This is a genomic window from Amycolatopsis sp. NPDC058278 (assembly GCF_042881395.1).
In the GTDB taxonomy this organism is placed as follows: Bacteria; Actinomycetota; Actinomycetes; order Mycobacteriales; family Pseudonocardiaceae; genus Amycolatopsis.
In genome coordinates this window covers 16,172-30,473 of the sequence record NZ_JBHVXZ010000122.1, presented here as the reverse complement: position 1 = coordinate 30,473, position 14,302 = coordinate 16,172, and the positions used below count along the sequence as shown (strand labels likewise).

The 14,302-nt window shown below is 70.9% G+C and carries 2 protein-coding genes; both read left to right on the top strand.

Annotation, left to right across the window (positions count from 1 at the left end; translation table 11 throughout):
- The first annotated feature begins 12 nt into the window (after positions 1-12).
- Complete coding sequence (locus ACFVYA_RS40320) at positions 13-2,901, top strand: acyltransferase domain-containing protein (protein WP_387052626.1); 2,889 nt, start codon at positions 13-15, stop codon at positions 2,899-2,901.
- A 47-nt stretch (positions 2,902-2,948) separates the two neighbouring features.
- Positions 2,949-14,276: an SDR family NAD(P)-dependent oxidoreductase gene (locus ACFVYA_RS40315; protein WP_387052624.1), complete on the top strand. Its 11,328-nt coding sequence runs from the start codon at positions 2,949-2,951 to the stop codon at positions 14,274-14,276.
- Positions 14,277-14,302: the final 26 nt, after the last annotated feature.

The window sequence follows — 14,302 nt, the reverse complement described above, 5'->3', positions numbered from 1 at the left end:
TCCGTCGAGCTCGTGACGGAGCAGACGGTGTGGCCGGAGGCCGATCGTCCCAGGCGTGCGGGGGTGTCGTCGTTCGGGATCAGCGGGACGAACGCCCACGTGGTGCTGGAAGCGCCACCCGCACCGGCCGCGGTCGAGTCCGAAGTAGACAGCCTGCTGGCCGGACCTCTGCCGTGGGTGCTTTCCGCGAAGTCGCCTGCGGCGTTGCGCGCGCAGGCGGCGCAGTTGCACGCGCTCGTTCTCGGTCGCCCCGGCATCTCGCTCGACGAGGTCGGCTTTTCGCTCGCGTCGCGGTCCGTGTTCGAGCACCGGGCGGTGGTGCTGGGAGACGATCGGGAAGCGCTGCTCGAGGGGCTTGTCGCGGTCGCGTCCGGACAGGACTCCGTGGGCGTCGTTTCCGGCAAGGTCGCCGCGGACCAGGACGTGGTGCTGGTTTTTCCGGGGCAGGGTTCGCAGTGGGTGGGGATGGCTGCGGGTTTGTTGGGGTGTTCGGGGGTTTTTGCTGCGGAGTTGGCGGCGTGTGATGAGGTTTTTGGGCGGTTTGTGGGTTGGTCGGTTGTTGATGTGGTGCGTGGGGTTTCGGGTGTTCCGGGGTTGGATCGTATTGATGTTTTGCAGCCGGTGTTGTTTTCGGTGATGGTGTCGTTGGCTGCGGTGTGGCGTGCTGCTGGTGTTCGGGTTGCGGGTGTGGTGGGGAGTTCGCAGGGTGAGGTGGCGGCGGCGTATGTGGCGGGTGCGTTGTCGTTGGAGGATGCGGTTCGGATTGTTGCGGTGCGGAGTCGGTTGTTTTTTGAGGAGTTGGTGGGTGGGGGTGCGATTGCGTCGGTTGGGGCTGGTGTGGGGTGGGTGTCGGATCGTCTTGTTGGTGAGTTTGGGGGGTTGGTTGTTGCGGGGGTGAATGGGCCGGGGTCGTGCACGGTGGCGGGTGAGGTTCCGGTATTGGAGCGGTTTGTGGAGTTGTGTGTGGGGGGTGGGGTTCGGGCGCGTGTGGTGCCGGTGTCGGTGGCGTCGCATTGTGGCCAGGTTGATCGGTTGCGTGGGCGGTTGGTGGAGTTGTTGGGGGAGGTTGTGCCTTATGGTGGTGGGGAGGTTCGTTTTTATTCGACGGTGACGGGTGGGTTGGTTGATGGGGGTGTGCTGGGTGCTGAGTATTGGTTTGAGAATGCTCGGCGTCCGGTTGAGTTTGAGCGGGTGACTCGTGCGTTGTTGGGGGATGGGTTTGGGTTGTTTGTCGAGGTGTCGCCGCATCCGGTTTTGACGGTGAGTGTGATGGATACGGTGGCGGCGGTGGGTGGTGGTGCTGTGGTGGTGGGGACGTTGCGGCGGGGTGAGGAGGAGCGTGGGCGGTTTTTGCGGTCGTTGTCGGAGGTGTTCACCGCCGGCGCAACCGTCGACTGGAAGCGGGTTTTCGGGAACCGGAACCGCCTCGTCGAGCTGCCGACCTACGCTTTCCAGCACGAACGGTACTGGCTCGACGCCGTCGTCTCGACCGACGACGTCCTGGCCGCGGGCGAGGCGACCCGGTTGCCGACGGTCGACGGCTGGCTGTTCACGGGCAAGCTGTCCCTGGACCTCCAGCCGTGGCTGGCCGAGCATTCCTTCCGCGGGACTGTCGTCGTGCCGGCTTCGCTGCTGACGGATCTGGCGCTGCGGGCCGGTGCCCGGTCAGGTTGCCCGCGCGTGGCGGAACTGACCATGAACGCCCCCGTCGTGCTGCAGCCGGGTGAAGTCCTCGATGTTCAGGTCATGGTCGAGGAACCGGGCGAGGCCGGCGTGCGTGCGGTCACGGTGTACTTCGGCAGGGGACCGGACGACTGGACGCTGCACGCGAGTGGCTCACTCGCGCCCGCCACGGTGGCCGGTGCCGGCGACCGCGCCGGGGCCTGGCCTCCCGAGGGCGTGCAGGCGATCGCCACGGACGACGTTTACGCCCGGTTCGCCGAGACGGGCTACGAGTACGGTCCGGCATTCCGGGGGGTGCGCGCGCTCTGGTCCCGTGGTGACGAAGTGTTCGCCGAGGTCGCGTTGCCGGAGTCGCTCGACCCCGCGGGACGGTTCCTGGTGCACCCCGCCTTGCTGGACGCGGCGTTGCAGCCGGTGGGCGCAGTCGCGTTGGCCGATGCCGGTGAGCCGACCCCGCAGATGCCCTTCGCCTGGAACGACGTCAGCGTGCACGCCGTCGGCGCGACGGCGGTGCGGGTCCGGATGGTCCGCAACGGCGACAAGATCTCGGTCCGGGCTACCGATCCCGCCGGTCTTCCGGTCTTCTCGGTGGATTCGCTCACGCTGCGGCCGTTCGATCCGGATCTGCTGGCGGCTGCGGTTCCGGCGCGCGCGAAAGCGCCCATCGTCGAGCTGCCCACCGCGGGGGGAGCCGAAGCGGCCGGGTTCGGCCGCCGGCTGGCCGCCCTTCCGGCCGAGGACCGCCGAACCGAGATGCTCGCGCTGGTCCGCACGCAGATCGCGGCCGTGCTGGGGTACCGCTCGGCCGGCCTCGTGGAAACCGACCGCGCGTTCAAGGAACTGGGGTTCGAATCGGTGACGGCGGTCGAGCTGCGCAACCGGCTGGCGACCGCGACAGAGCTCACTCTGCCCGCGACGCTGGCTTTCGACCATCCCACGGCGGAGGCGCTCGCCGAACACCTGCTGCGCCTGATGGACGACGGTGGTTCGGAGAGCGCGGACGCGTGGCTGTCCGCGGTGGACGACCTGGAAGAGCTGGTCGCGGAGAGGACACCGGAAGGTACCGAGCGGGAAAAGCTAGCCCGGCGGTTGCAGAACCTGGTGTGGAAGCTGGAAGACCGGTCTGCGGGCACGGAGCCCGCCGACCGGAACGGGCTCGAGGACGTGAGCGACGACGAGATGTTCACGATGCTCGGCGAGGAGTTCGGTATCAGCTGAGAGCTCCGCCCCATCCGCGTCCCCCAGTCCGGCTCCAGGGAGGTTCCATGTCCACCGAAGACAAGCTCCGCTACTTCCTCAAGCAGGTCACGGCCGACCTCCGGGAAACGCAGCGCCGGCTCCGCGAGGCGGAAGCCGCCCGGCACGATCCGGTGGCGATCGTCGGCATGGCGTGCCGGTTGCCCGGAGGCGTCACTTCCCCCGAGGGGCTGTGGGAGCTGGTGTCCACCGGAAAGGACGCCGTCTCGGGGTTGCCGACCGACCGCGGCTGGGACCCGGCCGCCTTCGGGGACGGTGATCCCGGCCGCAGCGGGGTTCCTGCGGCGCGCGAAGGCGGCTTTCTCCACGATGCCGCGGAATTCGACGCTGCCTTCTTCGGGATCTCTCCTCGCGAGGCGATGGGAATGGATCCTCAGCAGCGGCTGCTCCTGGAGACCTCGTGGGAGGCGATCGAGCGCGCCGATATTCTGCCTCGGTCCCTCCGTGGCAGCGCCACCGGTGTCTTCTCCGGGTTGTCCTACCACGACTATTCCTCGGGCTTCTTCCGGCAGGTGCCCGAAGACCTGCAGATCTACCTCGGCAGCGGCAACGTGGGCAGCCTCGTGTCCGGCCGGGTGGCTTACACACTGGGTCTGGAAGGCCCCGCGGTGACCGTGGACACCGCCTGCTCGTCGTCGCTCGTTGCCCTGCACCTGGCGGTGCAGTCCCTGCGCTCCGGCGGGTGCGATCTGGCTCTGGCCGGCGGTGTCGCGGTGATGGCCACGCCCGCCGGAATGGCCGATTTCTCACGTCAGCAGGGCATGGCCCCCGACGCCCGGTGCAAGTCGTTCGCCGAGGCCGCGGACGGTGCCGGCCTGGCGGAAGGGGCGGCTGTTCTCGTGGTCGAACGGCTCTCGGACGCGATTCGCAACGGACGCCGGGTACTTGCCGTTGTCCGCGGGTCGGCGGTGAACCAGGACGGCGCCTCGAACGGGCTGTCGGCGCCGAGCGGGCCGGCGCAGGAGAAGGTCATCAAGGCCGCTCTCGCCGACGCTCGGGTGGCTCACTCGGATGTGGACGTCGTCGAAGCGCACGGGACCGGGACGACCCTGGGCGACCCGATCGAAGCCCAGGCACTGCTGGCCACCTACGGGCAGGACCGAACGCGACCGCTGCTTCTCGGCTCGGTGAAGTCCAACATCGGGCACACCCAGGCCGCGGCGGGCGCCACCGGCGTGATCAAGGTGGTCATGGCAATGCAGCACGGGATCGTGCCGCGGACCTTGCACCTGAACGAGCCGACGCCGCACGTCGACTGGTCGCGCGGCGCAGTCGAGCTGGCCGCGGAGCAGCAGCCGTGGCCCGAAACGGACCATGCGCGACGAGCGGCGGTCTCGTCGTTCGGCTACAGCGGGACCAACGCGCACGTGGTCCTGGAGATGCCGCCCGCGCCTGAAGCGGAAGAACCCGGCACCGACGCGGTGGCACCGCTGGTGTCGCGGGTGATCCCGTGGGTGCTTTCCGCGCGCTCGGCCGATGCGCTGACCGCTCAGGCCGCCCGGCTTCGGGAACACGTCGTGTCTCGTCCGGAACTGCGGCCCGCCGATGTGGCGTTTTCGCTGGCGACGACCCGTTCGGTGTTCGAACACCGGGCGGTCGTGGTGGGGTCGGACCGGGACGAACTGTTACGCGGTCTGGACTCCGTCGGGCACCCGGCGGCGGGCATGCCGGCGAGCGACGGCGTGGTCCTGGTTTTTCCCGGCCAGGGCGCGCAGTGGGCGGGAATGGCCGTGAGTTTGCTGGAGAGCTCGCAGGTTTTCGCCGGTCGGCTTGGTGCGTGCGACGAGGCGTTGTCCCCGCACGTGTCGTTCTCCGTGCGGGAGGTGTTGCGGAGCGGGGCCGAAATCGAGCGCGTCGATGTGCTGCAGCCGGTGCTGTTTGCGGTAATGGTGGCGTTGGCCGAGGTTTGGCGCGCGGCCGGGGTGCGCATCGCGGGTGTGCTGGGCCATTCGCAGGGTGAAGTCGCGGCGGCGTGCGTGTCGGGCGCACTCAGCTTGGGGGATGCGGCACGGATCGTTGCCGTGCGCAGCAGGCTGGTGGCGGAGTCGTTGTCGGGCAAGGGCGGGATGGTTTCGGTTTCCCTGCCTGCCGAAAGGGTCCGGAAGGCGCTGACGGAGGGCGTGGGGATCGCCGCGGACAACGGGCCCGGGTCGGTGGTGATCTCGGGCCCGGACGACGCGCTGGACCACCTGATGGCGCTGTGGGCGGCCGAAGGCGTTCGTGCCCGGAGGATCGCGGTCGACTACGCGTCGCACGCCGGGTCGGTCGAAGTCCTGGCGGACGCACTGCCGGAAGCCCTCGCCGGAGTCGAGCCCCGCTCGAGCGAAATCCCGTTCTACTCGGCGGTCACCGGCGATCTTCTCGACACCGGTGTGCTCGACGCCGGCTACTGGTATCGCAATCTCCGCGAACCCGTGCGGTTCCGCCAAGCCGTCGCCGCCGCGCTCGCGGCCGGGCACACCGCCTTCGTGGAGGTTTCGCCGCATCCCGTTCTGACCGCGGCCGTGGAGCACACCGCCGATGCCGAAGAAGTCCGGGTGGCGGTGGTCGGCACGCTCCGACGCGGCGAAGACGAATCCAGGCGCTTCCTGACTTCGCTTGGCGACGTGTTCACGGCGGGCGCCGCGGTCGACTGGCGCCGCGTCGTCGGCTCCGGGACCCGCACCGAGCTGCCGACCTACGCCTTTCAACGCCGGCGCTATTGGCTGGGTGACGAAGAGGTGGGCAGCTCGCTGCTCGGCGGCGCGATCGAAGGGCCGTCCGGGTGGCTGTTCGCCGGGCAGGTGTCGCAGAACGCGCTGCCCTGGCTTGCCGATCATGCCGTCCTCGGCACGGTGCTGGTTCCCGGGGCCGCTCTGGTGGAGCTCGCGCTGAGTGCCGGCGAACGGCTGGGCTGCGGCAGGGTGGCGGAGCTGACGCTGCAAGTGCCGATGACCCTGGCCGGGGACGAGCGGCGCGACGTGCGGGTGGTCGTCGACCGGCCGGGGGAGGACGGCCGCTGGGAGATCTCGATCCATTCTTGCGCGAATTCCGGAGATGCCGGGGAGCACGACTGGATCCAGCACGCGACCGGCACCCTCGACGCGGCCGAGAGTGGTGCGCGGACATGTCAGTGGGCAGCGACCTGGCCACCCGTGGACGCGGATCCGGTCGAGATCGGCGATGTCTACGAACGGTTCGCCGCCGCCGGGTACGACTACGGGCCCGCTTTCCGCGGCTTGCGGGCGGTCTGGCGACGCGGTGACGAGATTTTCGGTGAGGTCGCCTTGCCCGGCGAGGCTGGAGCGGGCGGGACGCTGATCCACCCCGCTTTGCTCGATGCGGCGTTGCACCCGTCGCTCGTGGAGTCCGCGCCGGCGGGCGAGGTCCGGTTGCCGTTCTCCTGGAGTGGGGTGGCCGTGCACGCGACGGGCGCAACCGCACTGCGGGTGCGGTTGACGATCGGTGACGAGCTGTCCCTGGAGGCGGCCGGCCCGGACGGCACGCTCGTGGCCGAGGTCGCTTCGCTGGTGGCCCGGCCGGTGGATCCGGCGCAGCTCGAAGCAGCGGCCCCGGTCGGTGACGGCCTGTTCGCCGTTCACTGGGTGCCGGTGACGGTGCCGGAGACCCGTGGTAGCTGTGCCGTCTCGGGTGAGGACCGGGGTGGCCTCGCCGGACGGCTCCGGGCCGCTGGGGTCGAGCCGGCCGAATCCGGCGCTGCTGACGTTGATGTCTTCGAGTCCTCGGTCGGCGGAAGTCCGGCCGCAAGGGCCGCACAGGTGCTCGAACTGCTCCAGGCACAGGTTGTGGAGAACGACGACCCGCCGCTGGTGATCCTTACGAAAGGCGCGGTTGCCGCAGGCCCGGGAGAAGCGGTCACCGACGTCGCCGGGGGTGCCGTGTGGGGGCTGGTGCGCTCGGCGATCAGCGAGCACCCGGGTCGGTTCCTCCTGGTGGACACGGATGATCGGCCGGAGTCGCTGGCGATGATCGCCGGTCTTGCCGGCCTGGGTGAGCCGGAGCTCGTGGTTCGCGGTGGCAACGTGTCGGCGCCGCGTCTCGCCCGAGCGCGTGCAGGCTTGCGACCGCCCGATGACGAGCCCTGGAGGATCGATGCGCCGGACCGGGGCACGGTGGACAACCTGGCGGTGCTGCCCGCTCCGGAATCGATGCGCCCCCTCGCGCCCCGGGAGCTGCGGCTCGAGGTTCGTGCCGCGGGCGTGAACTTCCGGGACGTGCTGAGCGTGCTCGGGATGTACCCCGGAGACCCCGGGCCACTCGGGAATGAGGGGGCCGGAGTCGTCGTCGATGTCGGGGCGGACGTCACCGGCTTCGCGGTCGGCGACCGGGTGTTCGGGATGATGCGGGCGGCCTTCGGGTCTCACGCGGTAACCGACGAACGGTTGGCGGCACCGGTGCCTGAGGGGTGGTCGTTCGCTCAAGCCGCTTCGGTCGCAGGCGTCTTTCTCACGGCTTACTACGCGTTGCGGGATCTTGCCGGGGTGAGGCCCGGCGAGTCGGTGCTGATCCACGCTGCCGCCGGCGGGGTGGGGATCGCGGCGGTGCAGCTGGCTCGGCACTGGGGCTGCGAGGTCTTTGCGACGGCGAGCGAGCCCAAGCAGCCGGTCGTGGCCGGGCTCGGGGTGGATCCGCAGCGGATCGCGTCGTCGAGGAACCTTGGCTTCGCGAAGAAGTTCGCTCCGGTCGATGTGGTGGTGAACTCGCTGTCGGGTGAGTTCGTGGACGCCTCATTGGGCCTGCTCCGCCCGGGTGGCCGGTTCATCGAAATGGGGAAGACCGACATCCGGCAGCCGGACTCGGTGCGCTACCGGGCTTTCGACCTGAGCGAAGCGGGGCCGGATCGCATCCAGGAGATGCTGCGCAACGTGCTCGAGTTGTTCGGCACGGGCGCCATCGGGCTCCCGCCGGTCACCGTGTGGGACGTCCGGCAGGCGCCCGAGGCACTCCGGTTCATGGCTCAGGCGAAACACGTCGGGAAGGTCGTGCTCACGATCCCGCGGCCGTTGCGGGACGGCACAGTGCTGATCACCGGAGGCACGGGGACACTGGGCGGCCACGTCGCGCGACACCTGGCTTCCCAAGGTGCCCGTGATCTCGTACTGGCCAGTCGCCGGGGCCTCGATGCCCCGGGAGCGGCGGCGTTGCGGGACGAGCTGACCGCTCTGGGGGCACGGGTGCGGATCGTCGCCGCCGACATGGCCGATCGCGACGCCGCAGCGGCCGCCTTGAGCGGACTGTCGTTGAGCGGGGTGGTCCACGCGGCGGGGGTACTGGACGACGGGGTGCTGGAGTCGCTCACGCCGGAGCGGATCGCCACGGTCTTCCGGGCGAAGGTCGGCGGAGCGCTGGTGCTCGACGAGCTGACCCGCAAGATGGACCTTGCGGCGTTCGTGGTCTTTTCTTCGGCTTCGGGAACCTTCGGGGGGCCGGGGCAGGGCAACTACGCTGCGGCCAACGCGTTCCTCGATGCCCTTGCCCACCGTCGCCGCTCCGAGGGACTGCCCGGGCTGTCGCTGGCCTGGGGGATGTGGGCCGAGCGCAGCACGATGACCCAGCACCTCGCAGCGCCCGACCTCGCCCGGATCACCGGCTTCGGGTTCCTGCCGATGAGCACCGACGTGGGGCTGGCGTTGTACGACGCCGCACAGGAAGCCGGCCACCCATCCCTGCTGGTCAGCAAGTTCGCACCCCGGGACGGCGGAGGTGCCGCCGTCCCGCCGCTGCTGAGGGGGCTCGTGCGCGCGCGACCCCGGCGCGCCGCGGCGGCGGAATCGGCATCGGGGCTCGCCGGGGAACTCGCCGGCCTGACGGAGCACGGCCGGGAGAGCCTCGTGCTCGACCTGGTGCGATCGCACGCGGCGACCGTGCTGGGGCACGAGTCGGTCGAGGCGATCGACGCCGCTCGGCCGTTCAAGGACTTCGGGTTCGATTCGCTGACCGCGGTGGAGCTCCGGAACCGGCTCAGCTCCGCGACCGGCCTGAAACTGCCCGCGACTGTGGTGTTCGACTACCCGTCTTCGGCCGCACTCGCCCGTCACTTGCTCGACCGGCTGATCGGTGCGAGCGCCGTACCGGTGTGGTCCGGCACCCGCGCGGCGGACGACGATCCGGTCGTCATCATCGGCATGGCCTGTCGCCTCCCCGGGGGAATCTCGTCTCCGGACGATCTGTGGGCGCTGCTCACCGCGGGCCGGGATGCGATGTCGGCGTTCCCCGCCGACCGCGGGTGGGACGTGGCCGGACTATACGACCCGGACCCCGACCGGCCCGGCAAGTCGTACGTGCGGTCAGGCGGGTTCCTGACCGGCGTTGCCGATTTCGACGCCGAGTTCTTCGGGATCTCCCCGCGTGAGGCGATGGCGATGGATCCGCAGCAGCGCCTCCTGCTGGAGGTCTCCTGGGACCTCCTCGAGCGCTCAGGCATCGATCCCGCGTCGCTCAAGGGAAGCCGCACCGGCGTCTTCGCCGGGCTGATCTACCAGGACTACGCGACTCGGTTCGACCGCGTCCCCGACGACCTCGAAGGGTACTTCGGAAACGGCAACACCGGCAGCGTCGCGTCCGGGCGGGTCGCCTACACACTGGGGCTCGAAGGTCCCGCGGTGACCGTGGACACCGCGTGTTCGTCCTCGCTGGTGGCGCTGCACCTCGCGGCGCAGGCGCTGCGGACCGGCGAGTGCGACCTGGCGCTGGCGGGCGGCGTGACCGTGATGTCCACACCGGGCGCGTTCGTCGGCTTCTCCCGGCAGCGCGGACTCGCCCCGGACGGCCGGTGCAAGTCGTTCGCCGCCGCGGCGGACGGCACCGGCTGGGGCGAAGGGATCGGGCTGCTGGCCGTGGAAAGGCTCTCCGACGCGCGCCGCAACGGACACCAGGTGCTGGCCGTCCTCCGTGGCTCGGCGGTGAACTCCGACGGGGCCTCGAACGGGTTGACCGCCCCCAACGGCCCGTCCCAGCAACGGGTGATCCTGAGCGCACTGGAGAACGCGGGGCTGTCGCCTGCCGAGGTCGACGTGGTCGAGGCACACGGGACAGGGACGCGGCTCGGCGATCCCATCGAAGCCCAGGCGCTGCTGGCCACGTACGGCCAGGCTCGGTCCGCGCCGCTGCTGCTGGGGTCGTTGAAGTCGAACATCGGACACACCCAGGCCGCCTCCGGTGTGGCCGGGGTGATCAAGGTGGTACTGGCGATGCGGCACGGGCTGGTGCCCGCCACACTGCACGTCGACGCGCCTACGCCGGAGGTGGACTGGTCGGCGGGCTCGGTGGAGCTGAGCACCGAGGCCGCGGCCTGGCCGGAGACCGGGCGGGCCCGCCGGGCCGGGGTTTCGTCGTTCGGGATCAGCGGAACCAACGCCCACGTGATCCTCGAGGCGCCGCCGGGCCGGCCACCGTCGACCGACGACGGGGACGGTGCACCGGCCGGGATCCTGGCCTGGCCGCTCACCGCCAAGTCGCCCGCGGCCCTGCGCGTACAAGCGGATCGCCTCCGGGCGTTCGTCCGCGACCGGCCCGGCCTCCCGATCGCCGGAGTGGGCCGCGCTCTCGCCCGCCGGTCGGCCTTCGAACACCGGGCAGTGGCGCTGGGCGAGGATCGGGAGACGTTGCTGAGCGCCCTCGCCGCGATCGCCGACGGTGTGCCCGCACCCGAGGTCGTGACCGGCACTGCCACGGCCGACAAGGTGGTCTTGGTGTTTCCGGGACAGGGTTCGCAGTGGGTCGGGATGGCGGCGGGCCTGCTGGATCGATCGGACGTCTTCGCGGACGAGCTGGCGGCGTGTGATGCGGCTTTTGCCGAGCATGTGCCGTTTTCGGTGCGGGAGGTGCTGCGGAGCCGGGCGGAAATCGAGCGCGTCGACGTCTTGCAGCCGGTGCTGTTTTCGGTGATGGCGTCGTTGGCTGCGGTGTGGCGTGCTGCCGGTGTCCGGGTTGCGGGTGTGGTGGGGCACTCGCAGGGCGAGGTCGCGGCGGCGTACGTGGCGGGTGCGCTCGACCTGGGGGATGCGGCGCGGATCGTCGCGGTACGGAGCCGGTTGGTGGCCGAGTTGTTGTCAGGCAAGGGCGGGATGGTGTCCGTCTCGATACCGGTCGGCGCCGTTCCGGAGGAAGTGGCGATCGCGGCGGTGAACGGACCGGAGTCCCTCGTCGTTTCGGGTGCGAACGATGTCCTGGAACAGCTGCTGGCCCGGTGGGACCGGGACGGCGTCCGTGCCCGGCGGATCGCGGTGGACTACGCGTCGCATTCCGGCCAAGTCGAACAGCTCTCCGCCCGGCTGAGGGAAGAACTCGCGCGGCTGCGGCCGCGGCGGGCCACAGTCCCGTTCTACTCGACGGTGACCGGGGAACCGCTGGAGACGGATGCGCTGGACGCCGGCTACTGGTACCGCAACCTCCGCGAGACGGTGCAGTTCCGGCGGGCACTGGAAAGCGCCCGCCGGGACGGGAACACGGCGTTCGTCGAGGTGTCGCCGCACCCGGTTCTCCTGCCGGCGATCGAGGAAACCCTGGGTGACGTCGCGGCGATCGGTACGCTGCGCCGGGACGAGGACGAGCCCGCCCGGCTCCTCGCCGCACTGGCCCACGTCTTCGTGCACGGAGTTGCGGTCGACTGGAACCGGGGCCTGGGTCCCGGTCCGGCGGCGGACATCCCGACCTACGCCTTCCAGCGCCGCCGGTTCTGGTTCTCACCGGACGCGTCCGCGGATCTGTTGACGTCGTTCGTGGAGCTCCCCGGCTCCGGCGGCTGGTTGTGCACCGGCTCGCTTTCGCTGGATGCACAGCCCTGGCTGGCCGATCACACGGTGCTGGGCGCGGTTGTCGTCCCCGGCGTCGCCATCGTCGAGGCGGCGTTGCGCGCGGGCGCACGGGCGGGCTGCCCCACCCTGGCGGAGTTCGTCCTGCAGGCGCCGGTACTCCTCGAGGAGGGCGCGGTCCGGGAAATCCGCGTCGAGGTCGGCGGCCCCCGGGAGGACGGTCACCGCGCGGTCACCGTCCACTCCGGAACCGGTGACGACGGCTGGGTGCGGCACGCGGAGGGTTTCCTCCGCCCCGCAGCGAACGAGCCGGCTCCGGGCGACTGGGCTTGGACGTGGCCACCCCGCGGCGCGGAACGCCTGGACGTGACCGAACTGTACGACCGCTTCGCCACCGCAGGGTTCGAGTACGGGCCGGCGTTCCGCGGCCTCGGGTCGTGCTGGCGGCAGGGGGACGAGCTGTACGCGGAGGTGTCCCTGCCGGACGGCTCGGCGGGCGGTGCCTTCCTGATCCACCCGGCTCTGCTGGATGCGATCCTGCACCCGGCAGGGGCGTCGGTCGCGGAGCGGGGCCTGCCGTTCTCGTGGACGGGCGTTTCGGTGCACGCGTCAGGCGCGACGGAACTGCGGGTGCGGTTGCGCACTGGCGCCGACGGCCGGATTTCCGTGACGGCGGTCGATCCCGCCGGCGACCCGGTGGTTTCGGTGGAGTCGCTGGTCACCCGCCCCGTCGATCGGGCACAGCTTGCCCCGGCGGGGGACGGCTTGCTCGGTGTCGACTGGCGGCCGGTCGAAACCCCCGCCACGTCCGCGCCTCGTCGCTGGACCGTCCTCGACCCCGCAGGGACCGAGATCGCCGACGCGCTCCGCACCACGGAGGGCCGGGTCAACGTCCGGCAGAACCTGACCGACGCCGAGGACACGGACGTGATCGTGTTCGGCCTGCACCCCGGCGAAACCCGGGCCGAAGTGGTGTACGAGCGGACGCTGGGCCTGCTCGGGCTCCTCCAATCCTGGCTGGGGGACAGGCGGTTCGACGGCACCCGGCTCGTGCTCGTCGGTCGCGGGGCCGACGGCGGCGACCTGGCGCATGCCGCAGCCTGGGGCCTGGCGCGCTCGGCGCAGAGCGAGCACCCGGACCGGATCGTCCTGGTCGATCTGGACGGCCACCCGGATTCGGCTCGGCTGCTGACCACGGCCGTCGAAACCGGCGAACCCCAGCTGAGCGTCCGCGCCGGGCGGGTTCTCGCGCCGCGGCTGACGCGAGTGCGGCCTTCGGCCGCTGCTCCGGCATGGCGCGCGGAGGGAACAGTGCTCGTCAGCGGTGGCACGGGAACACTCGGCGCTGGGGTGGCCCGGCACCTCGTTGCCACCCAAGGGGTCCGGAACCTCCTGCTCGTGAGTCGCCGCGGACCGGCCGCCCCCGGCGCCGACCGGCTGGCCGAAGAACTGACCGGCCTCGGCGCCCGGGTGCGGATTGTGGCCGCCGACCTGGCCGACCGCACCGCGACTGCCCGGGTGCTGGCCGCGATCCCGGCCGAGCATCCGCTCACCGGGGTCGTCCACACCGCCGGGGTGCTCGACGACGGGGTCGTCGGCTCACTGACCGAGCGGCAACTGGCTGCGGTCTTCCGGCCCAAGGTCGACGCCGCGCTGGTGCTGCACGAGCTGACTCGCCGGAGCGAGCTGGCCGGATTCATCCTGTTCTCGTCCGCGTCCGGTGTGTTCGGCACGCCCGGTCAGGGCAACTACGCGGCGGCCAACGCGTTCCTCGACGCGCTGGCCGCGCATCGCCGGTCGCAGGGCCTGCCTGCGGTCTCCATCGCCTGGGGGATGTGGAGTGAACGCAGCGAGCTGACCCAGGCACTGCAAGATCGCGACCTCCGGCGGATGAGCGCCTCCGGCCTGGTACCGCTGACCGCCGAGGAGGGGCTGGCGCTGTTCGACGCGGCGTGCGCCACGGACCGGGCGTCCGTGGTGGCGACCCGGCTCAACCTGGCCGCCCTGCGCACGGGTACCGAGGTGCCGCCGCTGCTGCGCGGCCTGGTGCGCACGACCCGGGCCGCCACCGGACGGCCGGAATGGCAGCCGGCCCGGCTCGCCGGGCTCGAGCCGGAGGAGCGCCTGCGGGTCGTGCGGGACCTCGTGACCCGGCAGGTGGCCGCGGTGCTGGGCCACGCGCCCGGGGCACTGGCGGACGAGAACCGGCCGTTCCAGGAGCTGGGCTTCGACTCGCTCACCGCGATCGAGCTGCGCAACCGGCTGGGTGCCGCCACCGGGTTGAAACTGCCGGCCACCCTCGTCTTCGACCACCCCACAGCGCGGGTGCTGGCCGCTCACCTCCTCACGGAACTGAGCGAAGAGGACGGTACGGACCTTCCCCTGCACCAGCGGTTCGACGAGCTCGAGGCAGCTCTCACGAGCCTGGACGAGGGCGCTCCGGAACGGGCGAAGCTGTTGGCCAGGGCCCAAAGCCTGGTACTGCTCCTCGGCCAGGGCGGCAGCACACCGACGCGCGATCTCGACTCCGTGGACGACGACGAGATCTTCACCTTCATCGACCAGGATCTCGGGCTCGCCTGAGGCCCGCTCGTACCCGCACTGCATCC